Source organism: Vibrio sp. 2096, from assembly GCF_033339595.1.
GTDB lineage: Bacteria > Pseudomonadota > Gammaproteobacteria > Enterobacterales > Vibrionaceae > Vibrio > Vibrio alginolyticus.
The window spans coordinates 110,853-136,004 of sequence record NZ_JAWOUX010000004.1 but is presented as its reverse complement, the minus strand read 5'-3'; the positions used below and the strand labels follow the sequence as shown (position 1 = coordinate 136,004).

Annotated in this window: 24 protein-coding genes; 9 read left to right on the top strand and 15 right to left on the bottom strand. The window is 46.9% G+C overall.

The annotated features are described in order from the left end of the window. Positions 1-9: 9 nt before the first annotated feature. From spoT to R7Q41_RS09345, 4 genes are all read left to right on the top strand, one after another. Positions 10-2,130, top strand: coding sequence for a bifunctional GTP diphosphokinase/guanosine-3',5'-bis pyrophosphate 3'-pyrophosphohydrolase (gene spoT / locus R7Q41_RS09360; protein WP_005379340.1), 2,121 nt, complete (start codon positions 10-12; stop codon positions 2,128-2,130). A gap of 52 nt (positions 2,131-2,182) precedes the next feature. Then, positions 2,183-2,866 (top strand): tRNA (guanosine(18)-2'-O)-methyltransferase TrmH, encoded by a 684-nt coding sequence (gene trmH, locus R7Q41_RS09355; protein ID WP_012841211.1) that lies wholly within the window; start codon positions 2,183-2,185, stop codon positions 2,864-2,866. 253 nt (positions 2,867-3,119) lie between these two features. Beyond that, complete coding sequence (recG, locus tag R7Q41_RS09350) at positions 3,120-5,201, top strand: ATP-dependent DNA helicase RecG (protein WP_017635002.1); 2,082 nt, start codon at positions 3,120-3,122, stop codon at positions 5,199-5,201. A gap of 232 nt (positions 5,202-5,433) precedes the next feature. Then, entirely contained in the window at positions 5,434-6,822 is a 1,389-nt protein-coding gene (locus R7Q41_RS09345; RefSeq protein WP_047103752.1) for a uracil-xanthine permease family protein, read from the top strand. Between the two features lie 71 nt (positions 6,823-6,893). On the opposite strand, the gene envZ is transcribed toward R7Q41_RS09345, so the two are convergent. The 5 genes from envZ to R7Q41_RS09320 form a co-directional block, all read right to left on the bottom strand. Further along, complete coding sequence (gene envZ, locus R7Q41_RS09340) at positions 6,894-8,186, bottom strand: two-component system sensor histidine kinase EnvZ (RefSeq protein WP_017820700.1); 1,293 nt, start codon at positions 8,184-8,186, stop codon at positions 6,894-6,896. Between the two features lie 102 nt (positions 8,187-8,288). Then, positions 8,289-9,008 carry a two-component system response regulator OmpR gene (gene ompR / locus R7Q41_RS09335; RefSeq protein ID WP_005379333.1) on the bottom strand — a complete coding sequence of 240 codons (720 nt, stop codon included), beginning with the start codon at positions 9,006-9,008 and terminating at the stop codon, positions 8,289-8,291. A gap of 129 nt (positions 9,009-9,137) precedes the next feature. Continuing rightward, positions 9,138-9,533 (bottom strand): DUF1090 domain-containing protein, encoded by a 396-nt coding sequence (locus tag R7Q41_RS09330; RefSeq protein ID WP_171343037.1) that lies wholly within the window; start codon positions 9,531-9,533, stop codon positions 9,138-9,140. A 105-nt stretch (positions 9,534-9,638) separates the two neighbouring features. Beyond that, complete coding sequence (gene greB / locus R7Q41_RS09325; RefSeq protein ID WP_053307281.1) at positions 9,639-10,130, bottom strand: transcription elongation factor GreB; 492 nt, start codon at positions 10,128-10,130, stop codon at positions 9,639-9,641. Positions 10,131-10,247: 117 nt separating this feature from the next. Continuing rightward, positions 10,248-12,128, bottom strand: a complete 1,881-nt coding sequence (locus R7Q41_RS09320) for a RimK/LysX family protein (protein WP_115385662.1) — start codon at positions 12,126-12,128, stop codon at positions 10,248-10,250. Between the two features lie 229 nt (positions 12,129-12,357). Here R7Q41_RS09320 and R7Q41_RS09315 point away from each other — a divergent pair, with 229 nt between their 5' ends. After that, positions 12,358-14,679: a Tex family protein gene (locus R7Q41_RS09315; RefSeq protein WP_005379317.1), complete on the top strand. Its 2,322-nt coding sequence runs from the start codon at positions 12,358-12,360 to the stop codon at positions 14,677-14,679. 104 nt (positions 14,680-14,783) lie between these two features. Here R7Q41_RS09315 and R7Q41_RS09310 read toward each other — a convergent pair whose 3' ends face one another. Together R7Q41_RS09310 and bioH are read right to left on the bottom strand one after the other, a co-directional pair. Further along, a complete protein-coding gene (locus R7Q41_RS09310) occupies positions 14,784-15,248 on the bottom strand; it encodes a hypothetical protein (RefSeq protein WP_005379316.1) in 465 nt (154 codons plus the stop codon). Positions 15,249-15,372: 124 nt separating this feature from the next. Next, positions 15,373-16,140 (bottom strand): pimeloyl-ACP methyl ester esterase BioH, encoded by a 768-nt coding sequence (gene bioH, locus R7Q41_RS09305; protein ID WP_181881270.1) that lies wholly within the window; start codon positions 16,138-16,140, stop codon positions 15,373-15,375. A gap of 84 nt (positions 16,141-16,224) precedes the next feature. Between bioH and R7Q41_RS09300 the strand changes: the two genes are divergently transcribed. The 4 genes from R7Q41_RS09300 to cysQ all read left to right on the top strand — a co-directional run bounded on the left by R7Q41_RS09300 (position 16,225) and on the right by cysQ (position 19,250). Then, the gene (locus R7Q41_RS09300) at positions 16,225-16,950 is read left to right on the top strand and encodes a ComF family protein (RefSeq protein WP_213972343.1); all 726 of its coding nucleotides are present in this window, start codon (positions 16,225-16,227) and stop codon (positions 16,948-16,950) included. 97 nt (positions 16,951-17,047) lie between these two features. Then, positions 17,048-17,632, top strand: a complete 585-nt coding sequence (nfuA, locus tag R7Q41_RS09295; RefSeq protein ID WP_005379313.1) for a Fe-S biogenesis protein NfuA — start codon at positions 17,048-17,050, stop codon at positions 17,630-17,632. Between the two features lie 176 nt (positions 17,633-17,808). After that, on the top strand, positions 17,809-18,378 hold the full coding sequence (nudE, locus tag R7Q41_RS09290; RefSeq protein WP_005379309.1) for an ADP compounds hydrolase NudE: 570 nt from the start codon (positions 17,809-17,811) through the stop codon (positions 18,376-18,378). 44 nt (positions 18,379-18,422) lie between these two features. Beyond that, positions 18,423-19,250, top strand: a complete 828-nt coding sequence (gene cysQ / locus R7Q41_RS09285; protein WP_005379308.1) for a 3'(2'),5'-bisphosphate nucleotidase CysQ — start codon at positions 18,423-18,425, stop codon at positions 19,248-19,250. A gap of 302 nt (positions 19,251-19,552) precedes the next feature. Here the strand turns inward: cysQ and R7Q41_RS09280 are convergent, their stop codons facing one another. From R7Q41_RS09280 to gspG, 8 genes are read right to left on the bottom strand one after another with little or no spacing between them, the layout of a single operon-like run. After that, entirely contained in the window at positions 19,553-20,314 is a 762-nt protein-coding gene (locus R7Q41_RS09280) for a type II secretion system protein N (RefSeq protein ID WP_238970158.1), read from the bottom strand. 1 nt (position 20,315) lies between these two features. Continuing rightward, on the bottom strand, positions 20,316-20,807 hold the full coding sequence (locus tag R7Q41_RS09275; RefSeq protein ID WP_047103746.1) for a type II secretion system protein M: 492 nt from the start codon (positions 20,805-20,807) through the stop codon (positions 20,316-20,318). Between the two features lie 7 nt (positions 20,808-20,814). After that, positions 20,815-22,017, bottom strand: coding sequence for a type II secretion system protein GspL (gene gspL, locus R7Q41_RS09270; protein ID WP_047103744.1), 1,203 nt, complete (start codon positions 22,015-22,017; stop codon positions 20,815-20,817). Beyond that, on the bottom strand, positions 21,986-22,996 hold the full coding sequence (gspK, locus tag R7Q41_RS09265) for a type II secretion system minor pseudopilin GspK (RefSeq protein WP_005382999.1): 1,011 nt from the start codon (positions 22,994-22,996) through the stop codon (positions 21,986-21,988). Before gspK ends, gspL begins: the two co-directional genes overlap by 32 nt. Beyond that, entirely contained in the window at positions 22,989-23,666 is a 678-nt protein-coding gene (gene gspJ / locus R7Q41_RS09260) for a type II secretion system minor pseudopilin GspJ (protein WP_053307279.1), read from the bottom strand. The genes gspK and gspJ overlap by 8 nt, the downstream gene beginning before the upstream one ends. Further along, entirely contained in the window at positions 23,653-24,042 is a 390-nt protein-coding gene (gspI, locus tag R7Q41_RS09255) for a type II secretion system minor pseudopilin GspI (RefSeq protein WP_017635009.1), read from the bottom strand. The genes gspJ and gspI overlap by 14 nt, the downstream gene beginning before the upstream one ends. Beyond that, positions 24,029-24,628, bottom strand: coding sequence for a prepilin-type N-terminal cleavage/methylation domain-containing protein (locus R7Q41_RS09250; protein WP_017635010.1), 600 nt, complete (start codon positions 24,626-24,628; stop codon positions 24,029-24,031). Before R7Q41_RS09250 ends, gspI begins: the two co-directional genes overlap by 14 nt. A 29-nt stretch (positions 24,629-24,657) precedes the next feature. Then, complete coding sequence (gene gspG, locus R7Q41_RS09245) at positions 24,658-25,101, bottom strand: type II secretion system major pseudopilin GspG (RefSeq protein WP_005379298.1); 444 nt, start codon at positions 25,099-25,101, stop codon at positions 24,658-24,660. Between the last annotated feature and the right edge of the window lie 51 nt (positions 25,102-25,152).

Sequence of the window (25,152 nt, the reverse complement as noted above, 5' to 3'; positions counted from 1 at the left end):
GCCTATAATTTGTATCTATTCGATAGCCTCAAAGACGTTGCCCAAGAATACCTAACAGAGCCTCAGATTGAGGCTCTGCGTCAATCTTATGTGGTAGCGAGAGATGCCCATGAAGGGCAAACCCGCTCTAGCGGTGAACCATACATCATCCACCCTGTCGCTGTGGCTCGTATCTTGGCCGAAATGCGCCTTGATATCGAAACCCTCCAAGCTGCTTTGCTGCATGACGTCATTGAAGACTGTGATGTAACTAAAGAAGATCTCGAAGAGAAATTCGGCAACACTGTCGCAGAATTGGTTGATGGTGTATCTAAACTGGACAAACTCAAATTCCGCGATAGGAAAGAGGCTCAGGCTGAGAACTTTCGTAAGATGGTTCTGGCCATGGTGCAAGATATCCGCGTCATTCTGATCAAACTGGCTGACCGCACGCACAACATGCGTACGCTTGGCGCGCTTCGACCAGATAAAAAGCGTCGTATTGCTCGTGAAACGTTAGAAATTTACGCGCCCCTCGCTCATCGTCTTGGTATTCACAATATCAAAACCGAACTCGAAGAGTTGGGCTTTGAGGCGCTATATCCCAACCGCTACCGCGTACTGAAAGAAGTGGTTAAAGCCGCACGTGGTAATCGTAAAGAGATGATCCAACGCATTCACAGCGAAATAGAAGGCCGTCTGCAAGATTTTGGCTTGAATGCTCGCGTCGTTGGTCGTGAGAAAAACCTGTTCTCTATCTACAACAAGATGAAAACCAAAGAACAGCGCTTTCACACCATCATGGATATCTATGCGTTCCGAGTCGTTGTTGATACCGCTGATACTTGTTATCGCGTTTTAGGCCAAGTACACAGCTTGTATAAGCCACGTCCTGGTCGCATGAAAGATTACATCGCGGTACCAAAGGCGAACGGCTATCAATCGCTACACACTTCCATGGTTGGCCCACACGGCGTACCTGTTGAAGTTCAGATCCGTACTGAAGATATGGATCAAATGGCGGACAAAGGTGTCGCGGCACACTGGTCTTACAAAGACAAAGGCGACAAGTCTGGTACCACTGCGCAAGTGAAAGCTCAGCGTTGGATGCAAAGCCTGTTAGAGCTACAACAAAGCGCGGGTAACTCATTCGAATTCATTGAAAACGTAAAATCCGATCTTTTCCCAGATGAGATTTACGTCTTCACACCAAAAGGTCGTATCGTTGAACTACCTTTAGGCGCAACGGCTGTCGACTTTGCCTATGCCGTACATACCGATGTAGGCAACTCTTGTGTTGGTGCTCGTGTTGATCGTAACCCTTACCCATTGAGTAAGGCATTGAAAAACGGTCAGACAGTGGAAATTATCAGTGCCCCTGGTGCGCGTCCGAATGCGGCATGGCTGAACTATGTCGTGACTTCTCGTGCCCGCACTAAGATTCGACAAGTACTGAAAACGATGCGTCGTGAAGAGTCGATTACTTTAGGTCGTCGCCTACTTAATCACGCACTTGGCCGTCACTCGATTGATTCAATTTATCCAGAAAATATCCAAGAAGTCTTGAATGATCTTCGCCTAGAAAGCATCGATGATTTATTGGCTGCTATTGGATTGGGTGAGTTGATGAGCATTGTGATCGCACGTCGTCTCCTTGGTGACACCGAAGAGCTCACGACAACAAGTTCAATCCCAACGGACTCGAAGAAGAAGCTTCCGATTCGTGGCGCAGAAGGCTTATTGCTGACGTTTGCAAATTGTTGTCATCCTATCCCAGATGATCACATTATTGCTCACGTATCGCCTGGTCGTGGTTTGGTTGTTCACCGAGAAACATGTCCGAACGTTCGTGGTTATCAGAAAGAGCCAGACCGTTATATGGCTGTCGCTTGGTCTGAAGACTACGATAAAGAGTTCATTGCTGAACTTAAAGTCGACATGCTTAACAACCAAGGTGCTCTTGCAGAACTGACCAACGTGATCTCGAAAACAGGATCAAACATTCATGGCCTTTCAACGGAAGAACGTGATGGTCGTCTATACACTGTGACTGTGCTGTTGACGACGAAAGATCGTGTCCACCTTGCTGGTATCATGCGTAAGATTAAGGCAATGCCTCAAGCAACCCGAGTCAGACGCAGAAAGAACTAACCTCTATCGCCACCTACTCTGTTAGGTGGCGATTTTTTATACCTCAATAAATATGAACCTAGAACGTTACAACCGTATTCACCAAGTCCTAAAAACTCGCCAAACTGATCTGACACTTTGTCTCGAAGAAGTACATAAGCCAAACAACGTCTCTGCTGTGATCCGCACCGCTGACGCGACAGGCTTACACAAAGTTCACGCAATTTGGCCAGACAAAATGCGTACGCTGAGCCATACCTCAGCTGGCGCGCGTAACTGGGTTGAAGTGGATACTCACGATTCGATTGAAACTGCGATTACCGAACTCAAAGCGCAAGGTATGCAGGTTTTGGTGACCAATCTTTCGGACACCGCCGTCGATTTTCGCGAAATCGACTACACCAAACCAACTGCCATCATTTTAGGCAGTGAAAAAGTTGGCGCTTCAGATCAAGCCAAACAACTTGCCGATCAAGACATAATTATCCCGATGATAGGCATGGTGCAGTCACTAAACGTATCGGTTGCCAGTGCTGTAATTTTGTATGAAGCGCAACGTCAACGTGAAGCCGCAGGCATGTACGACCGAGAAGAAAGCGCTCTGCCTAAAGAGACAATCAACCGTATTCTCTTTGAACGTGGTCACCCAGTGCTGGCAAAGGTCGCGAAACGAAAAGGGCTCGTTTACCCACCACTCGATGAAGAAGGTCAAATCATCGCCGATGACGCGTGGTGGCAAGAGATGCAAAGCAAGTAACAGACTTTCGTCATCCTGAACGGCGGCGAAGGAGCGTGGTTCAGGATCTAATTCTCAAATATACAGATGCTGATAGTGTTAACTTCAGCGACATACTTGTTGGAAATAGAATCCTGATGTCGCTAAAGCTCCTCGGAATGATAGGTGATCAGTCAAATCATGACACTAACTAAAGCATGACTATTTTTTCCTGTACAAAAACACAGCTCCATGGTTAACATACTGCTATGTTAACCATTTTCTTGAGCCCTCTATGTCCGCCCAAATGTTATCTGCCGTCCCATTAACCTCCCTTTCTGGAGTTGGCGCGAAAGTCGCAGAAAAACTCGCCAAAGTTGGCTTACATAGCGTTCAAGATTTGCTGTTTCACCTTCCGTTACGCTACGAAGATCGTACTCGTATTTACCCTATTGCCAAACTGCATGCTGGCCTTTGGGCAGCCGTGCAAGGTAAGGTCATGGCAGTCGACACTATCTTCGGTAAGCGCAAAATGCTAACGGTAAAAATCAGCGACGGTAATGGCACTATCACGCTGCGCTTTTTCAACTTTACCGCAGCCATGAAGAACAATTTCACGCAAGGTAAGTTAGTACATGCTTACGGTGAAATTAAGCGCGGTGGCGTGGGCTTGGAAATTGTTCACCCTGACTACAAGTTTTACGTCAGCGAGCAAAAGCCCGATGTAGAACAGAGCTTAACCCCTGTTTATCCCACCACCGATGGTTTACGCCAAATCACATTACGCAACCTTACCGAACAAGCTTTAGCCCTGCTTGATAAAACCGCAGTGCAGGAATTACTTCCAGCGGGGTTGTATGACCATCAAATCACGATGTCGCAAGCGCTGCACACCATTCATCGCCCACCACCAACCATTAATTTAGATGAGTTTGACGAAGGCAAACATCCTGCCCAAATCCGCTTGATCATGGAAGAATTGCTCGCACAAAACTTATCGATGCTGGCGGTGCGTAGCAAAGGTCAGAAGGATTCAGCGCTACCTCTCGGTCCTTGTAATAAACTAAAAACGCAGCTTTTAGCCCAACTGCCTTTCTCTCCTACAAACGCTCAAACCCGAGTAGTACAAGAGATTGAAGCCGATCTAGAAAAACCGCACCCAATGATGCGATTAGTGCAAGGCGATGTTGGTTCGGGGAAAACGTTGGTTGCCGCTTTGGCCGCTGTTAGAGCCATTGAGCATGGCCATCAGGTGGCACTCATGGCGCCAACCGAACTATTGGCCGAGCAACACGCTATCAACTTCGCAAACTGGTTTGAAACAATGGGTATTCAAGTCGGTTGGTTAGCGGGCAAACTCAAAGGTAAGGCAAAGGAAGCCGAGCTGGCTCGTATTGCCAGTGGTGAAGCAAAAATGGTAGTGGGTACTCACGCGCTATTCCAAGAGCACGTTGAATTTCATCACCTTGCTTTGGTCATCATTGATGAACAGCACCGCTTCGGTGTCCATCAGCGATTAGAATTGCGTGAAAAAGGTGCAAAACAAGGCGCTTATCCACATCAGTTGATCATGACGGCGACGCCTATTCCTCGCACCTTAGCGATGACCGCTTACGCCGATCTGGAAACTTCCGTGATTGACGAGCTACCACCGGGTCGAACGCCGATTCAAACCGTTGCCATTCCAGATACAAAACGTGACGACATCGTCGAGCGTGTCCGAAATGCCTGCTTAAACGAAGGCAAGCAGGCATATTGGGTGTGTACCCTGATTGATGAGTCGGAAGTATTAGAAGCGCAAGCCGCGGCAGATACCGCAGAAGAGCTTCAACGTAAACTGCCGGACGTAAAAATTGGTCTAGTGCACGGACGAATGAAGCCGGCAGAGAAACAAGCGGTGATGCAAGATTTCAAAGACAATAAACTGCATTTGCTGGTCGCAACGACAGTGATTGAAGTTGGTGTGGATGTACCAAACTCTAGCTTGATGATCATAGAAAACCCTGAACGTCTTGGTTTGGCACAATTACACCAGTTAAGAGGTCGCGTGGGCCGAGGTTCCGTTGCTAGCCATTGTGTACTGCTGTACCACTCTCCGCTGTCAAAAACCGCGCAAAAACGTCTCGGAGTACTACGTGAAAGTAACGATGGCTTCGTCATTGCGCAGAAAGACCTAGAAATTCGTGGCCCTGGAGAACTATTGGGTACAAAGCAGACAGGTCTTGCTGATTTCAAAATCGCAGACTTAGTTCGAGATCAACGCCTGATTCCCGAAGTTCAGCGTATTGCGCGTCATATTCATGACAATTACCCGACTAACGCAACAGCGATTATCGATCGCTGGTTGGGTGAGCGGGATATTTACTCCAAAGCGTAATGATTGAAAGCGAGCCAAATGGCTCGTTTTTTAATACGCCAAAAACAAAGCAAACGTTTGCTTTTTGAGTAAATCTCTCTATAATCGCGCACAAATTTTTAAGTGTGTTAGATCACACTCCACCAACCTGAGTTGACTCTGATTAACAGCAATCACAGGTAACGACGTCAACTCCACCCTGCTCTCCCATTCAGCGAGAACTAGGGAAATATTGCGACTAGCGAGACAAACAATGACAACTTCAAACCGATCTTCGGAACTGGTCTATCAACTCAACGATCGACCACCTTTGCCTCAAACCATTTTTGCCGCACTTCAGCACTTATTGGCGATGTTCGTCGCGGTTATCACTCCGTCACTGATCATCTGTCAGTCTTTGGGTGTACCAGCAGACCAAACGAATACCATCATCAGCATGTCTTTGTTTGCGTCAGGCGTGTCTTCGTTTATTCAAATTCGCACCATTGGCCCAATTGGCTCTGGTTTGCTCTCTGTTCAAGGTACCAGCTTTAACTTTTTAGGTCCTATTATTGGAGCAGGCCTATCGCTGAAAGCCGGTGGAGCAGACATCAGCACCATGATGGCTGCCATTTTTGGTACGATTTTAGTCGCATCATTTGCAGAAATTTTCCTATCTCGCGTATTGGAGCATGCCCGCCGAATCATCACTCCGCTTGTTTCAGGCATCGTCGTCACTCTTATCGGTCTCACACTGATTCAAGTCGGCTTAGTATCAATGGGCGGTGGCTACGCAGCATTAAATGAAGGAACCTTCGGCAGCTTAGACAAACTTGCTCTGGCTGGGACGGTACTTGGGTTAATTGTGATTTTAAACCGCTCGAAAAACCCATACATCCGTGTGGCTTCAATCGTGATTGCGATGCTAGTGGGTTACATCATGGCGTATTTTATGGGGATGGTAGATACTTCTCAGCTAGGCGCAACCGAGATCGTAGCACTGCCCGTACCAATGCAATATGGCTTATCGTTTGACTGGTCTCTGTTCATTCCGCTGGTACTGATTTTCTTTATTACCGCACTAGAGGCCATCGGTGATATTACCGCAACATCTGAAGTGTCTGGTGAGCCAGTAAAAGGCCCAGTGTACATGAAACGCATTAAGGGCGGTGTGTTAGCAGACGGCTTAAACTCTGCAATCGCAGCCGTTTTCAACAGCTTCCCGAACTCAACGTTTAGCCAGAATAACGGCATCATCATGCTAACAGGAGTCGCGAGCCGCTACGTGGGTTACTTTATTTCAGGCATGTTAGTGATTCTTGGCTTGTTTCCTGGCGTCGCTAGCTTTGTTCAGTTGATTCCTGAGCCAGTACTTGGCGGCGCAACGATTGTCATGTTTGGTACGATTGCTGCCGCTGGTGTGCGTATTATCTCTCGTGTTGAGCTCGATCGCCGCGCAATTCTGATCATGGCCTTATCCTTCTCAATGGGACTTGGTATCGCACAAAAACCAGAGATCCTGCAATTTATGCCAGAATTTATTAAGAGTATTTTCTCAACTGGTGTTGCAGCAGGTGGCATCACAGCGATCATTTTAAATCTACTTCTGCCAGAGAAACTGGAAGACGAAGATGAACTTCCTCAGGAAGTGAAAGAGTCTTAAGATTATTGAGAATAAGAAAAGCCCAACCTATTTAGGTTGGGCTTTTTGTTTAAAGGGTGCAGGCCATCGACTTACTTGGTAGGAAAGCTGATTTGAGCGATTAAACCGCCTTCACTGCGATTACGCATCACCACAGAACCTGAATGTTGGCTGATTATACGCTTCACAATCGCCAACCCTAGCCCAGTGCCTTCACTACCGCGAGCGGTGTCACCACGCGTAAAGGGTTCAAATAACCTCGCGATTTGAGAATGCTCGATACCCGGTCCGTTGTCCTCTACTGAAATCCACACTAGCTGCTTATCTGCTGTCACACCAGTGCTGATTTTGACCCAGCCATTACCATAACGTAGCGCATTCACAACTAAGTTACTGATCGCCCGCTTAATCGCAATCGCGCTTCCTTTGGCTGGCGGCAAGTTAAGATTAAGATCTGTTTCAATTTCAACCTCATAACCACCTTCAGAACTGGCGACGTCACTGGCAATCGTACTGATATCAACCGCTTCAAACGATTCTTGGTTCACCGGTTTGAGATAATCCATAAACTGACTGATGATCTCATTACATTCTTCCGTATCGCTAATGATCCCCTCCGCAAGATAGCTGTCCTCAGGAGACATCATTTCTGTCGCTAGGCGAATACGCGTCAGAGGCGTTCGTAAGTCATGGCTAATCCCCGCCATTAATAAGGCTCGGTCTTCTTCTAGCTCTTGAATACCTTTCGACATTTGATTAAAGGCTCGAGTTACAGAGCGAATCTCCGATGCGCCTTTCTCTGCTAAGGGGGGCGGGATCTCACCTCGACCGACGTCTTTCGCGGCTCTCTCTAAAGCCAAAAGTGGACGGTTTTGCAAACGAATAAACAACCAACCACCTGCAATGATCAGCAGCGCCATAATCAAACTGTTACGAAACAGCGGTGCAAAATCTTCTTCTTGCAGCTCAGATAACGGAATACGAATGATGGAGTTCGGCAACTTTTCGATGTGCATCCACAAAATGTAACTTTCATCGCCAAGCAATAAGCGTACTTCTGTAGGCGAACCCAGCTCTTGGCTCATTTCTTCAGACATCAAATCAATCGACATTGCGTGATGAAATTCAATCGCCTTATCGCTGTCAAGGCTGTGAACCGTCACCCCTAATCTTTCTAATAATTGACGCCTTAACGGTGCATCAGACTTTAAAGGTCCTTCATCATCAAGCACCAAATTGAGCTCATGGGCGAGAATTTTATTGAACTGCTGCAAACTCGGCATCAACGCGTAGTTAAAAACGGCGTAGTAAGAGAAAACTTGGCTCGCGAGAAGCAAAGAGATGAACAGCAGAATAGATTGTGTCAGTGAACTTCGGATGCGCATGGAACGTTCCTAGTGGTCCTAATCGCGAAATTTCAGCCTTCAAAGGGAAGGTAATGAAGGCTGAAGTTGCTATAGCCAAGTGCTGGCTATGGAGTGAAGAGGTTACACCTCTTTGCCGTCTGGGACGAAAACATAACCTAGGCCCCATACGGTTTGAATGTAGCGCGGCTTGCTCGGATCGTCTTCTAACATGCGACGTAAACGTGAGATTTGTACGTCAATAGAACGTTCCATTGCAGAATATTCACGGCCACGCGCCATGTTCATCAATTTGTCTCGTGACATTGGCTCACGTGCATTCATCACGAGCGCCTTTAGAACAGCAAACTCTCCAGAGGTGAGTGGCATTGCCTCGTCACCGCGGAACATCTCGCGAGTGCCTAGATTGAGTCGGAACTCCCCGAACTCCACCACTTTTTCTTCCGTGCTTGGTGCACCCGGCAACTCTACAGTTTGGCGGCGTAATACGGCCTTGATGCGAGCCAACAATTCGCGTGGGTTAAACGGTTTTGGCAAATAATCATCCGCCCCTACCTCAAGACCTACGATGCGGTCCACTTCATCACCTTTCGCGGTGAGCATTAAGATTGGCAACATATTGTTCGCGTGGCGTAGACGACGACAAATTGACAAACCGTCTTCACCTGGCAACATTAGGTCCAGCACCATTAAGTGAAAGTTTTCGCGCGTTAGTAGGCGATCCATCTGTTCGCCATTGGCGACACTTCGTACCTGAAAACCTTGCTCAGAAAGGTAACGCTCCAATAGAGCACGTAAACGAGCATCGTCATCAACCACTAAAATTTTATGATTTTCTTGCATTGAAACATCCTTTCAGAAGCGTCTATTGTCGAAAATGTATCACTGTTTTTCCTAACGTGCTCAAGCAAATTGTTACTCTTTTTATCTTAAGCGCTTTATTCTCTCTCTAGCAGGTATTTTCAGCACCTACTATTGACCATAATTCCATTCCAGTTCACGTTTGGCCTCAAGCAGCTCTTGCTGTGCCTCCGCCAACTTGTGACGTTTTTTCTCAATTTTGTCTGCTTTACCTGAATGCTGAGCTTCGACTAATTCTTCCTCTCGCTCCTCAACTTCTTTAATCTTTTCTTCCACTTCAGCTTGCAGCTCTTGGCGCAGCTCACCTTCCGAGCATTCATTCTGGATAGCGGAAAGTGCTTGCTCCAAGCCTTTAATTCGATGTTCATTACCTTGCGCTTTTGCATACTCGAGCTGTTGCTCTACCGCTAACTCTTTAGCGTCACAGCCTTTCACTTCATCTTGAGCAAAAACTGAAAGTGAGAAACCTATTGTTAGTGCAGCACTACACATGACTGCTTTGTTCATTTTACTTCTCCGAGAAAGGCACCATGCCTTTATACCAAATATTCTGACGTTGAGACCCAAGTCACTCCTAGTGAACTTCATGAGACTTGAATCGGTGATAAAGCCTCAGTCTTCCGAGGCCGGTTGAATATATTCAATTGAGTTGATGAACCACTCTTTTTCACCTTCTGGGGTGCGTACCGTGAACTCTTCATCCACTTGTTTTTTCAACATCGCTCGCGCCATAGGTGAATCGATAGAGATGTAGTCTTTCGCATCGCCATAAATCTCTTCAGGCCCGACAATACGAAACTTTTTCACTTCTCCTGCCTCATTTTCTATTTCCACCCATGCACCAAAAAAGACTTTGCCTTCTTGTTGCGGAGAATAGTCAACGATCGTGACTTCTGGCAGGAATTTACGAAGGAAGCGGACACGACGGTCGATCTGACGGAGTAAACGTTTATTGAAGGTGTAATCCGCATTTTCTGAGCGATCGCCCAGGCTCGCCGCCCAAGTAACGATCTTGGTGATTTCCGGGCGCTTTTCATTCCAAAGGTAATCATGCTCTTGTTTGAGTTTGTTGTAACCTTCTCGTGTAATCAGCTTAGTTTTCAAATTAACTCCTATCTCAACTAAAAAATGCTGCTCTTTGGCAGCATTAAGGAGATGATATACCCAAAGGTCCAATGTTGTTCAGGCTTTGGGTATCAAGGTGATAAGGCGGCCAGAGTGTTACTTTTCGTAATCCGGTTTTTGCGTCACGATGTAATTCGTATCACTCGAAACAACCGCGCCATGTTTTAGGAAGTTTTTACCTAAAATCATGCTGTAATGGAAGCGACCTCGGTCCTGTAAGTTGACTCGGATCTTCTTCTCTAATTCGCCAAGCTTAACATGCATTTCAACCACAGGGCGTACGTTCGCTTTCTCGCCTTTCTTCGCTTTAATACGCATGACATCAACAACAGGCTTAGTAAACGCCTGTTTCATGCCAAGATCGTTCTCATAGATAAAGCTCACCATGTCTTTGCCGTCTTTCTTAAACTGCTTGATGTTCTTAGCATTGATTGAGCTTACATCTGCACCCGTGTCTAACTTCACAGGGAAAGACATCCCCTCAACTTCAGCCACTTCGATATGGCCAGCTTTGAAAAGTGGTCTTGCATCTAGTAGATGGTCTGCGCGAGTGTTCAGCAACACACCACCCTTGGCTATGTCATGACCAAACACGAAAAAGGGTTGAGTGTCACCCTCATCAAGCACATCGAGCGCAAACTTCATTGATGTGTCTTTCCTACCGAGAAGAAAGTCTCCTTCAACAACAGGGCGCACCGCGCTGCCAACCTTGAGCTTTTTCAACACTGGTTTGGTGATTTTTTCTTCTTTTCCCTCATCGTTCATTAAATAAAACGTGACGGACTCATCCTTACCTTTTTCTGTTACTTCAAACCCATTTACACGCAGTAATGGCGTTTTCACAGTAAAAGTGGGGTAAGCAGGGACGGTATAACCATCAATGGTGACCTGTTCTTCTGGTGAAACGACAAGAGGTTTTGATTTGAGTGCGCTTTTGAACGTTTTTTCTACGCCACCCAATAGATTTTCTCTGTCCGTATCAATAACAAAGTGCTGACTCGCGACGTCCCGACCTAAGCGAATTTGCGAACTGAACTTACTGCGATCACGCAGATACACCAACCAACGTTGAGTTTCATTTTCGCCGACTTTGACGGGTAAATAGACTAAAGGGCGCTCGCTTTTGGTCGTTTTCAGCATTCGTACCAAGGGTAATGTCATTGGATGACGCTTGCCATTCTCGCCCTCTAACATAAAAGAGACTTCGTTATGCTTTTTGTCTACCTTGATGTCCAGTGCATGGACGTTGGTATAACGGCTAGAAGTTGAGATGCTGATCTTATATGGCACACCTTCGACTTCAACCGTCTCTTTTTTGCCAATCATTTTTGCGCGTGGCTGTTCTTGAAGGTAATCGTAACCAGCGAAGACCCATGCGTTATCATCGAGATAGGTTTTACCAATCAAGATAGGAGAAGAGAATTGCGTACGCTTGGTCAGGTTCACTTCCGTATCAACGGTGTGACCAGCGATTGTCATCGGCATTTTTATTGTCGGGCGTAGGATGGGCTTTTTGCTTGTTCGACTGCGAATCGCGCTCACTCTTTCCAGATCATCGGTAATCTGTATTTCCTTCCCTGTATAAGGGTGAGGAACCGTAAAGCTAACCTTTACTTGATATGGCTTAAAGCTGTCGGCGTCCCACTTTGCCTTCGTACCACCTAAGTCATCGACAATCGCCCAAAGTAACTCGTTATCTTTCAAATCTTGGTAATCTGGGTGTGAGCTACTGACATGGATATTCTCCGCATGCATCGATGTCGTATCTGCACCAGTATCAATCTTGCCAATAAATGGCACCGCTTTTAGTTCCGGAATGTCACTGTAGTAGACGCTCTCCACACGCCCTAGTACCAATTTGTTATCGAGCTGATAAACGGGAGCTTGTGTGGTTCCTGAGATAGACTGCGCCCAACTAAGCGGGGCGACAAGTAAGGCACTCGTAAGCGCTAACGCCAAAGACATTTTTTTCATCATGATTATCCGTATAAGCCGAGGTACATTTAGTGATATCAACAACCGTGGAATTAGGTTAGTCGATAACTGCGGATATAAGTTCTCAATTTAATTACAGTTTTGACATAAATCTGACTGATGTCCACCAGCGCCCGGTAAATTTTTGCCTCGTTAATTTAAAACATTGCAAATTCTTCGAACGACCCCAATGTTCTATACAACCAAAACCGAATTAAAAGAGAAAACACGGATGAGCCAAGCTATCTGTCGCATGATTGCTCAAGAACTGAATGTTCGCCCAGAGCAAGTCAACGCCGCAGTCACCCTAATTGATGATGGCAACACTGTCCCTTTTATTGCACGTTACCGCAAAGAGGTGACAGGGGGCCTTGATGATACCCAGCTTCGTACTTTGGACAGTCGTCTGTCTTACCTTCGTGAAATGGATGATCGCCGTCAAACCATCCTCAAATCAATCCAAGAGCAAGGCAAACTGACGCCAGAGCTAGAACAAGAGATCGCGCAGGCAGACAGCAAAACTCGTCTTGAAGACTTATACCTACCTTACAAACCCAAGCGTCGTACGAAAGGTCAGATCGCGATTGAGGCTGGTCTTGAGCCGCTCGCAGATCAGCTTTGGAATCACCCACAAACCGAGCCAGAAAGCGAAGCAAGCAAATACCTTGATGCAGACAAAGGCATCGCAGACACCAAAGCTGCATTGGATGGCGCTCGCGCGATCATCATGGAGCGCATCGCAGAAGACGCAAACTTACTGGAAAAAATTCGCAACCACTTAAATCGCAATGCGGAACTGGTCTCACGAGTCGTTGAAGGCAAAGAGCAAGAAGGCGAGAAGTTTAAAGATTACTTCAACCACAACGAGCCCCTAAGCAAAGTGCCATCGCACCGAGCACTGGCGATGTTGCGTGGCCGTAACGAAGGCTTCCTGACATTGGCGATGAACGCTGATCCAGAACAGGAAGAAGGCGCTCGTCAGTCTTACTGCGAAACGATTATCGCCGACCATTATGGCGTAACGCTAAGCAGCGCACCTGCGGATACCTGGCGTAAGCAAGTGATCAGCTGGGCATGGCGCATCAAAGTATCGATGCACATGGAAACCGAGCTAATGGGCGCAATGAAAGAGCGCGCTGAAATCGAAGCGATTGAAGTATTCGCCACTAACCTAAAAGACTTGTTGATGGCAGCACCGGCTGGCCCTCGTGCAACACTTGGTCTCGATCCGGGTCTGCGTACAGGTTCAAAAATCGCGGTTGTCGACTCAACAGGTAAAGTGCTTGCAACCGAAACCATCTACCCTCACCCACCACAAAAACAATACGACAAGTCAGCACAAATCGTTGAGCAGTTGGTGCGTAAGTACAACGTGGATTTGATTGCGATTGGTAACGGTACGGCTTCACGTGAAACCGACAGCTTTGTCGCAGACGTCATCAAACGTGGCAACCTGAAAGTTCAGAAGATCATAGTAAGTGAAGCGGGGGCTTCGGTTTACTCAGCGTCTGAGCTTGCAGCAAAAGAGTTCCCGAATATGGACGTATCACTGCGTGGTGCAGTGTCGATTGCACGTCGTTTGCAAGATCCATTGGCTGAACTCGTGAAAATTGATCCGAAATCTATTGGTGTGGGTCAATACCAGCACGATGTAAGCCAATCTATGTTGGCAAAACGCCTAGATGCGATTGTGGAAGACTGTGTAAATGCGGTTGGTGTTGATGTGAACACCGCTTCTGCCGCACTATTAACACGCGTAGCAGGCTTATCAAGCACCATCGCGCAGAACATTGTCGACTTCCGCGATGAAAACGGTCGCTTTGAAGCACGTACAACCTTGAAGAAAGTACCTCGTTTAGGTCCTAAGGCGTTCGAGCAGTGTGCGGGCTTCCTACGAATCATGGATGGTAAGAACCCACTTGATGCGTCTGCGGTTCACCCAGAAGCGTATCCGGTGGTCAAAGCAATTTCTGAGAAGAACAACAAAGACATCAAAGCACTGATTGGTGATTCAAGCTTCCTTAAAGGTCTGCATGCGGTCGATTACACCGACGATAACTTCGGCGTTCCAACCATTACAGACATCATCAAAGAGTTAGACAAGCCGGGTCGTGACCCACGTCCAGAATTCAAAACGGCGACCTTTGCAGAAGGTGTAAACTCGGTATCTGACTTGGAACCGGGCATGATTCTAGAAGGTGTGGTATCAAACGTAGCCAACTTCGGTGCCTTCGTTGATATTGGCGTTCACCAAGATGGTCTCGTACACATCTCTGCACTGACAGATCGTTACGTGTCTGACCCACGTGAAGTGGTGAAAGCGGGCGACATCGTCAAAGTGAAAGTGATGGAAGTTGACGTGCAGCGTAAGCGTATTGGTCTATCGATGCGTATGAACGACGAACCGGGTCAAGACAACCGCAGCCAACGCTCATCAGCAGCGCCACGTCGTAATGACCAACCGCAGCGTCGTCAGCCTCGCCGTGATGATTCGTCATCGAACAGCGCGATGGGCGGTGCGTTTGCTGCAGCGTTTGCTAAAGCGAAAAAGTAACCTTACCTAGGCTTCACCGCTAACGAGCTTTCATAACTAAAAAGAAAACGCTCCAATCAGTCAACCTGCTTGGAGCGTTTTTGTTTGAGTAGGATATTGAGTCGTCATAATACTGCTATCACTTCTGACGGGGTATGGGGAGCGACTGCATGACCATAATGAAACTTGATCACCTTCCTGCGCTTTTCCATTAATCCTTCATTGATCGCAGCATCCAAAATGCGCTTTGGTAAGCGAAAGCGGATCGCGTAGCCTTTCCCCTGGTCTTCACTATACGATTTGAGCGCAAGCAAACTAAAAAGCCGTTCTAGTGTATCTTCCGGCTCTTCTTGATAACGCGTGTCGACTTCCGTTTCCATATCATAATCAGGATGCTCTGAAGGATCCCAAGAAGACTGACGTCGGCGCTTGTCGTCACCTTTTACTTTTCGCTCTGCATTGGTTTTGGCCAATGCGACCGTTGGCGTTACAGGCTCTCGGACTTTATTGTCGCGAGCTGCTTGTTCCGTCTGCACATTCACGGATGGGGCGATCAGTGGCACACTTACGTTGGTCGGTGACACAATCATTGCGAACCCTCCTCAGAGTCGCCCAACTCGTCAATATGGCTTAGCTTTATTGGCTAATAAAACCTCACCAGCCTTTATATCGACCACTTTTTAAACAACTTGAGGTATTTCCGCTCGTACTTGCTCAATCGTGAGCAAACTCTCGGATTTGAACACAAAATTCGTCATGTTCGGTGATAAAAGGCGCATGAGAGGACTGATTAAAAACAAACTGCTGGGTATGAGGCAACTGTTCACTTAAATCGTTAGCTACTTTAATTGGCACCAACCCATCTAAACGGCCATAAAGACGCAACATTGGAACAGAAAGAGACGTCAACGCATCGCGCAGATCCACATCAGCAAGGATGTTTAGCCCAACCAACAGCGATTCAGGGTTTGGCTGAGGGCGCGATAGTACCGCTTGCTTGAGCTGTTTAACGTCTTTACGCGCTGATGGGCTGCCCATCGCTTGCAACGCCATAAAGCGCTCAATGGTCAGTGAGAAATCTTCTAGCAACTGAGAGGTGAACGCACTCAGTACATTCGGTTGAATGCCACGCCACGGTTTTTCTGCGGCAAATTTAGGTGAGCTGGCAACCGTAATCAACTTAACCACGCGCTCGGGCATATTTAATGCCACATGCGTCGCCACTAAACCTCCGAGGGACCAACCAAGCCAAATCGCTTTCTCTGGCGCACCTTGCACCACCAAGTTAGCAATATGGTCTAAATCTTCAGCATGAGATTCGGCGCTATGTCCGTACCCCGGAAGGTCAACCACATGAACTCGGAAATAAGGTTGAAGAGACTCGACTGTCTGCTGCCATACCGCACCATTCATGCCCCACCCATGAAGTAACACCAAATCTGGTCCCTGACCAAATGACTGCCAGTGTAATTTCGTGCTCATGCTCTCAATCTCTCCCACTTATTTTATTCCCTACGGCTTCAGCCAAGCGTTAGGCTGAGTAAAATATCACCATGAATAAACGCTATGTTATCTCATCACTGGCAAAACATCATGCATCGTGTATTGAGCAGTCAATGCGGCCTGTGTCAGTTCCCTATTCAAACACCAAGCCACACAAATACTCTGCGCTGGTGCGAGCACTGTTTAAAATACCTAACTCCGGTAAAACGATGTCAACGCTGCGGTTTATCATTACAGAAAGAAGAAATGAGTACGGATAGTATTTGTGGTGAATGTCTTTCAGAGCCACCGCCATGGCAAAGGCTATACACGTTAGGCGATTACGACTTTCCCCTTTCACGGGAAGTACAGCGCTTTAAAGATCACGGAGAGTCTTGGCATGTAAAAGCATTAACCGAGCAACTGGCACAGCGCATCACCACGCCAGCTCCAATCATTACCAGTGTGCCATTGCACTGGCAGCGTTACCTGCGCCGGGGTTTTAATCAAAGTGATGTTTTAGCCCGACACCTCGCCAAGCAATTGCAGACTAATTTTGATGCGAAGGTCTTTCGTCGAGTAAAGCTCGCCCAATCACAGCGTGGTAATACCAAAACAAGCCGTGAACAAAACTTAAAAGGCGCGTTTATTCTCAATAAGCAACCTCACTCTTCCCATGTTGCCATCGTCGATGATGTAGTCACCACAGGCAGTACCGTCCGACAATTATGTCATTTACTACTTGAAGTTGGCGTAGAAAGCATCGATATTTACTGCATCTGCAGAACACCTGCTCCTCGTTCTCTCTAGATCGCTTCGCCATGCCTTAGCATCAAAAAGACTAGACCCATACGTCAACAAGAGTAGAATAGCAGCAGTAACCTACAAATTTACTCGGGTATTCGTCGTGTCAAATATTACTATTACAGAAACTGCGCAAACGCATTTCGCTAACCTTTTAGGCCAACAACCTGAAGGCACTAACATTCGTATTTTCGTTGTGAACCCAGGTACACAAAACGCTGAGTGTGGCGTGTCTTACTGCCCACCAGAAGCAGTAGAATCGACCGACACTGAACTCTCTTACAGCGGTTTTTCAGCTTACGTAGATGAGCTGAGCCTGCCATTCCTTGAAGACGCTGAAATCGATTTTGTTACCGATAAAATGGGCTCTCAGCTAACGCTAAAAGCACCTAACGCTAAAATGCGTAAAGTTGCGGACGACGCACCACTGGTTGAGCGCGTTGAGTACGTTATCCAAACTCAAGTGAACCCACAGCTTGCTGGCCACGGTGGTCACGTAAACTTGGTTGAGATCACTGAAGACGGTGTTGCGATTGTTGCATTTGGTGGCGGTTGTAATGGCTGTTCTATGGTTGACGTAACACTAAAAGAAGGCATCGAGAAAGAGCTGCTAAACCAGTTCATTGGTGAACTAACCGCAGTTCGTGATGCTACAGAACATGACCGTGGTGATCACTCTTACTACTAAGAGTAAACACTGTCAGAAAATGGGAGGCTTCGGTCTCCCATTTTTGTATCGATACTGAGGTGATGCTGAGATGCTTAGCTCGACTCGTAAAATCCGCTAGAAACTCAGGCGGAGTTCTCATATATTAAGAATCTTACGCATCTCGTAAACGCCAACGACACCAAGGAGCCAGCGTCATGCCGAAACGAACCCCACCAGAGATACTCTCATGCCAGACGGTTGCAAAATCCAAACTGTTTGCTGTGGAAGCGCTCGACCTTCGTTTTTCCAATGGTGAGCATCGTACTTATGAGCGTATGAAGCCAAGTGGACGAGATGCTGTAATGGTAGTCCCTGTAACAGAACAAGGCGATTTATTACTGGTGCGTGAATACGCCGCTGGAACTGAACGTTACGAGCTAGGTTTCCCAAAAGGGCTGATTGACCCAGGAGAAACACCACACCAAGCTGCGGATCGTGAGTTAAAAGAAGAAATCGGCTTTGGCTGTAATCAGTTAACCCCGTTGAAACAAGTTATCCTCGCGCCATCTTACTTTTCGAGCAAAATGACTCTATTTTTAGGACAGGCGCTTTATCCAGAGAAGCAAGAAGGCGATGAGCCTGAACCACTGGAAATTGTGCGTTGGCCACTTGCGCAAGCCGAAGAGTTATTAACTCACATGGATTTCTGTGAAGCACGAAGCATCACAGCGCTAATGTTGGCACTGAAACACTTACCAAACACCACTCACAAGCATAACCAATAACGGTCATTAGAACCGAATAACACTGTGAGTAAGGACTATCACTTATGCCAATGACAAAAGATCTATCTCACCTACTTCCTCAAGTCATCGAGATTGCCCGCAGTGCTGGGCAAATGATCCTCGAAATATATGAAAAGAAGCAATACGAGGCCTACACCAAAAGTGACGAAACTCCCGTAACAAGTGCGGATATTGCAGCTCACAAGTTCATCACTGAACGCTTGAGTGATCTGACGCCTGACATTCCCGTGTTGTCAGAAGAAGACGCAGACATAAGCTTAGAGCAACGCGCTCAGTGGGAACGTTATTGGTTAGTCGACCCTCTTGATGGTACTCAAGAATTCATCGCTCGCAGTGGTGACTTTGCCACTATTATTGCGTTGGTCGACAACAATCGACCAACCATGGGCGTCGTTTACGGTCCTGTATCTGGCGTGACTTACTACGCTTATAATGGCAAAGGCGCCTGGAAAATTCCCGACATGTCGGACAGCGTCAAAATCCATACACACAAACACGAACAGCCAGAGCAAAGCATCGCAATTGCTATTAGTCGTCGCCAAGACATCAATCGTATTACTAACCGTATGAGCAGCGCCTGGAATTACGACTTAATACCGCTCGGTTCTGCGGCATTGAAAGCATGCCTCGTCGCGGAAGGGGCAGTAGATTGCTATCTCCGACTAGGTCCAACAGGTGAGTGGGACACCGCTGCGACACAATGCATTGTTGAAGAAGCTGGCGGACGTATTCTCAGCACGCAATTAGAACCGCTGTCATATAACGAGCGGGAAACACTAGAAAACCCGAATTTTATTGTTCTTGGTGATGCGGATTTACCTTGGAATGAGATTTTACAACGCAAAGATTAAGCGCCCTATCGGTAAAATTTAGAGCACAAAATTCTAGCAATAGAAAGGCCACGAATATCTTCGTGGCCTTTTCTTTTTGACCTTCTGTACAGCACTTGGAGTATTTAGCCTACTATGTTCCAATTACTTGCAAAGCTGAACAAAAGAAACAAATCAATTAAAAATCATGGCTTTAAACTTTCACTCATTCCCAATCAAGATCGAATGTACAGCGAATAGAGGTTTTAGCTTACGATGATCCAAAAGCAAAAAGAGCTGCACAATAGCAGCTCTTTTAAGATATTGGATTTTGTCACGATAGGTTAGAAGCGCCCTTGGTAATTAAACTCATATTGACCTTGAGCATTCGGCTTACCCAACCATTTCAGTTGCTCCCCCATGCTGGATGGGAACTCTGCACCAGGTTTGAACCACGCTTTGGTTGAGTACCGTTGATTAGGCATCAGCTCTGCTGAGAACGCCGCAGAGACTTGTTTGCTGCTCTGCTCACCAGTTGCCGTCAATACACTATCCTGACAGTTTATATCGGCAATCACAGGACCGAGATCTAAGCTGCCAACGGGGCTTTGAATACCACTGGCATTCCATACTAAAGTGCCTTCACCGTTCTTACACCAAGGCGCAGCATAAGTCGCCTGACGAATATTCAGCTCAAGCTGCCCATCAACACCAACAGGCACAGGGAGGCGCGCTTGCTCAACAACTTTTACCGCCGGAATCGAGGCAACTAAGTTTTTGGCATAAGGGCCATCACTTAAGCTATAGCCGACAAAACCGCGCCCACGAACGTCCATTTCACTACCACGACCAAAGCGCACAGCAAACTCAGCTTTACCTGTCAGTAGACTCGACCATTGGAAATCCCAATTAACTTCTCCAAGGTTCTGGCGCTGCCAACGAATACTAGCAGCTTGACCTTGCCATACCGAACCGTTGGCTCCTTGAATGTCCAGGCCTCTCACTGTTGGTGCTTGTTGTAACACCCAAGAGACTGGTAATCCCATTAAAAGACTGACTGAAAAAAAGACGATAAAGATAACAACGTAAAGTACTGCTCGCTTCACCTTAACCTCGCTTAAACTGAAGGCGGTTTACATCGATCATGCCCGCTTGCTCTGTTCGGTCGATATCTAAAAATTCGACTTCAATACCCTGTTGCTCTTTCAAGTAACGTAACCAATCCACTAGTTGATTAAACGCGAGTGGTTTGATCCACACTTGAACGCTCTCATTACGAGGTTGTACTCGAATCAACTCAACTTTATAACGACGAGCTGAAGAAGAAACTAACTGATTCAACGGTTGACTAGAGTAGCTCACACCGCTGCTTTTTCGCAGTGCAGTGATGCCATCCGCTTTATCTTGTACCCAAGCTAGCAACTGCTTTTCACTTTGAATACGTGACTGAGCTAGCTCCGCACTTTGACTCATTGGTTGTAATAAACCCCAATAAATAATACCGATAACGGCAATAGCGCCACATCCCATGACCAAACGCTGCTCACGCTGCGAGATGCTGCTCCACCAAACCTGAGCTTGAGAAATTAAATTTTTCATCATCACCTCACAAACGCTTCAAAACAAAGCTGCCAACCACAACGTTATCGCTACGGTTCAACTGACCTTGCTCAACATTAAACTTCTCTGCCAATTTCACACGAGCCTGCTCAAAAGGTTGGAAGTCTGAACTACGAGCCTGAATACGTACTTCGCCACGTTGTCCGTCGTATTTAAAGCTAGTGATCTCCAAGTCGCTGACCTGACCAAGCGTCGCGGGTAATGCCGCCAACCATGACAACATTGCCTGCTGACCACCTCCACCAGATAAGCGGCGCTCTTCATCATCCATTTGTCGTTTGAGGTAACTAACGGTAGGAATGCGTCTTTTATTTGGGAACACTTGGCGGAAAATACGCTCACTCTCCTCACGATACGCTTGAGCTTGTGCTTCGTACTTGTGGACCACGAGCAACTGCTGCGCAACCATGACAACGATAAGCACCCCCGCAGCAATGGTGGCTTTTTGCCAGAGCTTCCAGTATTTACCCCAAGAAGATTTCGGCTTGAAGATCCCAGTCAGCAAATTGACTTTGCTTTCTGTCACCCCCTTCGCCAGTAAAGCCATCGTCATTTCTTCTGGTTGCGGCTCCCATATTTCAGGTAACGCAGATTCCGGGACCGAGCTATAGCAATCGAGCTTCCAACCTTCATGATTTTGTAGATAAGAAGAGAGGTAAAGGTCTAACCAAGAAGCGTCGACAACCGCGCCCTCTGTCGCAGAGTGACGAATTAGCCATTGCTCGCCAATCATTGCAGCACTGCTGTGATCTCCACGAACCGGTAACGCAAGCACATCGGGTAAAATGCGTTTAATGGCGATACCTTGGCTTGAGAAACGTTGCAGTACAGTCTGAATCCAAGCACGTTCAACTGCGCAAATCTGCGCTTTATCCGCTTGTTTACCCAACACGCTAAAGTGCAGGCCATCAACGTCCTGAGCAACTTCGTCTTCCACTAAGTACGGTAACATCGCCTCGAATTGGCGTGTTGCACCAGGTGGTATATCCACTTGCGTCAGGACCACATCATTACTCGCCAACAGCGCCACAACTTGGCGCTGACCAGCATATGAGACCAATTCATCTAAGTGTTCCCACCCGGCGATTTCACCGCTAGCAATCACTTCCTGTTGATCTGTCGACCACACCACCCAAGGAATGGTACTTTGTTGTTCGCTACTCAGCCGAACGGTCAGAAACTCGCTCACTGATCCCTCCAAAACGACGGCGAACTACGGTCACCGTTTCTCTATTTGTACTTTGCAAAAGGCTTCGGATACGTACACGTGATTCATCCACCAACACTTGTGCATCCAATTCAAAAAAGGCGCTATCCACACCCAAATAGCCTTTGGCGTTTTTCTTTACATCTTCACTTAAGCCAGCCATTTCTGACTCTGCTAAAAATTCATCAATGCTATCCCACCCATCAAATGGGCGTTTTTCAATTAGCTGAATCGCATCACTACTGCTTAAGTTTGGTGAGAACATTGCCACCAAAATCGGAGTTTGCTCAACATCAATCGTATTCACGTTTAAACGCCAGTCATCACTTGGCAATGCACAGACCAACGGCTCCAATTTTTGGAAAATTTCACCACTCACCTGATAGACAGCCCGTAACTCGGAAGCATCTGCCATCCAACCATTTGATGCCAAATAGGAAGGTTTCATCGCTTCATATGTGCTGTCTTCAACCCCAGTAGTCGAACGGACAGAGTCATCAGCATCAATGTATTCCCAAGTAGAGTCTGCAATGATTTCTGCTTGATATGGCTCGACATCCAACTCTTCTAACAGGCGCTGCAATACATTCACTAAATATGGTCTTGTAATTTGCTGACCCGTTGGTTGCACACGACTCAATACATTTAGATTAAAGCACGCTTGCTTGTCTCTAATTCGTCCCGCCGCTTGACCATAATCTAACGGATAGACTTGCTCTTTTATCGCCCACGGTTGACTCATATTAATCGTGTCGGTGTCTTTATAACTTTGTTCGATACCCACTTTTGCTAGCGCCTCGACGCCAAGGCTGTACCAGTACGCTTGCTGGTAATTGATTTGATTAGCGCCTCGCTGAAACTGCAAGAACAAACGTTCCGACATGCTGGCGGCAACCGTCGCCATAATCGCCAGCAACATCAACACTATAATCAAAGCAACACCGCGCTGACGGTTAACCATTATTGCTGTCTCCTGAACTTTCCTCTTTCTGACTCAATGTGCCATCAGGAGTGAGATAAGTGCGGGCAATTTCTCCATAGTCTTTGAGAGTGAGAACAACAGAAACCGCTTTCGGCAGCGCTTTTTCTTCAGCCCACTCTTTTTTCCATTGCTTACCATCATAGAAACGCATATCAAATGACTCGACCTGCGTTAGCAATGGAGTAACAGTACCTTGTTGCCCAACCGGCGTATCAGGATAGCGCCACCATACTCGCTGCAGTGTTTCTTCTTTTAAGCGATAGCCAACCTTGGTTACTTCTCCACGAGGGAACTGCTGCTGAGGGTTGTGCCAACCTAAACGGGCAAACATCAGCCCTTTAGTATCGGAGTCCAACAGGTAATCGGACCAAAAAATTAGCCGGCTAGCAGGCTCTTCACCATTAGTACGTGTTTGACGCATCGCCATTTGACGAAAATCGTTATCCATCATCACCATGGCACGCTGAATTTCGTTTAAGCGTTGGGTTCGTTCTTGTGATAGCGCATTGCTACGCTGTACTTGCGATACCACTTGGTACGCAGCGACACTTAAACTGGCAAAGATGGCAATCGATACCAACACTTCAATAAGTGTAAAACCTTTTACCCTTTGGCGCGTGTTTGCGCGGGGATGATTATTGCGCCACATAGCTTCGTACCGTTACTACAGGGCTCGCGCTTTTCTCTACCGAGACGCTCACATCAAATGCTTTCAGCAATGGCTGCGTCGTGGCGACTGGCGTGACTTTCCAGAACCAAGTGCGTCCTGCCAGCTCTTCTGTGCCGTTTTTCGCTTTGAGTTCTCCGGTATTCAACATCACATTTGCCATCTGATTATCCACAACCATGGCTGCAAACATTTTTTCTTCTAAATAACTGATTGTATTAATATGCTGGCTCACGGAGCGAATGACACTGATGGCAGCGGTGGCGAAAATTGCCAGTGCGACCAATACTTCCAGTAAGGTCATGCCTCTCGTCCGGCGATGACTCAAATTTGGGCGAGCTTGCTTAAAATTGCGCATTCTCATCCTCTTTCACTTCTTCGCCCGGAGCTAATAACAAAATTTGTCCACTTTCTTTGCCAATGACTCGCCAACCGTCATTAAAGGCATCACCATTTTGCGGAAAAAAAGACAGGGTAAATGGCGTGACTTCGGCGCTGGAAAATATAAACACTTGCGGTGGCTCAATTTTCTTTTCGTCCTCTTCTTCTGCGAACATGTCTTCATCAAAAAGAGAACCTGGTTTGAATAAGCGCTCATCATTATCCCAAGCACCACCTCCGAGCTCGAGTTGTAGCGTAATATCTTCTTCTAGCTTGGTTTTGCTCGGAATCTGCTTTAATTTCAGAGGCTGCCAACCTTCTGAGGTTAAACTCAGTAGAGCGTAGGTCGATTTGGCATCATCCACTCGAACGCCAAAATCTTTACCGCTCAGCACCGCTTCTTCATTGAGCAGCTGTAAACGCTGAAAAAAGCTTTGAGCATACTGTTTGGAAAGATCTTTTTGGCTAGTCGGTAACGTCGAGATCACGGCCACAGCCGTAAGAGATAGCAAAACCAGCACCAATAGAATTTCTATCAATGTAAAACCGTTATGTTTTCGCATTTGTTTCATTAGTGCTGGCTTAGGCTCAATTATTGGAAGTCTTGCATGTTCCAGTTGCCAATATCTGCAGCTGGACCTTCTCCACCCTCTTGGCCATCTGCGCCTAGAGTGAAGATATCGATTGTACCGTTATCACCTGGGCTTAAGTATTGGTACTGGTTGCCCCAAGGGTCATTAGGAAGACGTTTGATGTAACCACCATCACGGTAGTTGCGTGGCTCTGGGTTAGATGGCTTGCTAACCAATGCTTCTAGACCTTGGTCCGTTGTTGGGTAAACGCTATTGTCCAACTTGTACATATCTAAGGCATTTTCCAACGCGACAATGTCCGTAATCGCTTTTTGTTGGTCTGCCTTCTCTTTGTTACCCAATAGGTTTGGAACAACAAAACTTGCCAAAATACCCAGGATAACGACAACAACCATCACTTCTAAAAGTGTAAAACCCTGTTGTTTACTACGCTTAAACTTCATTTTTTTCTCCGAAAGTTAGATTAAAGCCATGCCGTTAGTAGACACGTCTTA

Coding starts and splice junctions, on each gene's coding strand:
- trmH (WP_012841211.1), top strand. CDS start 2,183: ATGAACCTAGAACGTTACAACCGTATTCACCAAGTCCTAAAAACTCGC.
- recG (WP_017635002.1), top strand. CDS start 3,120: ATGTCCGCCCAAATGTTATCTGCCGTCCCATTAACCTCCCTTTCTGGA.
- R7Q41_RS09345 (WP_047103752.1), top strand. CDS start 5,434: ATGACAACTTCAAACCGATCTTCGGAACTGGTCTATCAACTCAACGAT.
- envZ (WP_017820700.1), bottom strand. CDS start 8,186: ATGCGCATCCGAAGTTCACTGACACAATCTATTCTGCTGTTCATCTCT.
- ompR (WP_005379333.1), bottom strand. CDS start 9,008: ATGCAAGAAAATCATAAAATTTTAGTGGTTGATGACGATGCTCGTTTA.
- R7Q41_RS09330 (WP_171343037.1), bottom strand. CDS start 9,533: ATGAACAAAGCAGTCATGTGTAGTGCTGCACTAACAATAGGTTTCTCA.
- R7Q41_RS09320 (WP_115385662.1), bottom strand. CDS start 12,128: ATGATGAAAAAAATGTCTTTGGCGTTAGCGCTTACGAGTGCCTTACTT.
- R7Q41_RS09315 (WP_005379317.1), top strand. CDS start 12,358: ATGAGCCAAGCTATCTGTCGCATGATTGCTCAAGAACTGAATGTTCGC.
- R7Q41_RS09310 (WP_005379316.1), bottom strand. CDS start 15,248: ATGATTGTGTCACCGACCAACGTAAGTGTGCCACTGATCGCCCCATCC.
- bioH (WP_181881270.1), bottom strand. CDS start 16,140: ATGAGCACGAAATTACACTGGCAGTCATTTGGTCAGGGACCAGATTTG.
- R7Q41_RS09300 (WP_213972343.1), top strand. CDS start 16,225: ATGTTATCTCATCACTGGCAAAACATCATGCATCGTGTATTGAGCAGT.
- nudE (WP_005379309.1), top strand. CDS start 17,809: ATGCCGAAACGAACCCCACCAGAGATACTCTCATGCCAGACGGTTGCA.
- cysQ (WP_005379308.1), top strand. CDS start 18,423: ATGCCAATGACAAAAGATCTATCTCACCTACTTCCTCAAGTCATCGAG.
- R7Q41_RS09275 (WP_047103746.1), bottom strand. CDS start 20,807: ATGAAAAATTTAATTTCTCAAGCTCAGGTTTGGTGGAGCAGCATCTCG.
- gspK (WP_005382999.1), bottom strand. CDS start 22,996: ATGGTTAACCGTCAGCGCGGTGTTGCTTTGATTATAGTGTTGATGTTG.
- gspJ (WP_053307279.1), bottom strand. CDS start 23,666: ATGTGGCGCAATAATCATCCCCGCGCAAACACGCGCCAAAGGGTAAAA.
- gspI (WP_017635009.1), bottom strand. CDS start 24,042: ATGCGCAATTTTAAGCAAGCTCGCCCAAATTTGAGTCATCGCCGGACG.
- R7Q41_RS09250 (WP_017635010.1), bottom strand. CDS start 24,628: ATGCGAAAACATAACGGTTTTACATTGATAGAAATTCTATTGGTGCTG.
- gspG (WP_005379298.1), bottom strand. CDS start 25,101: ATGAAGTTTAAGCGTAGTAAACAACAGGGTTTTACACTTTTAGAAGTG.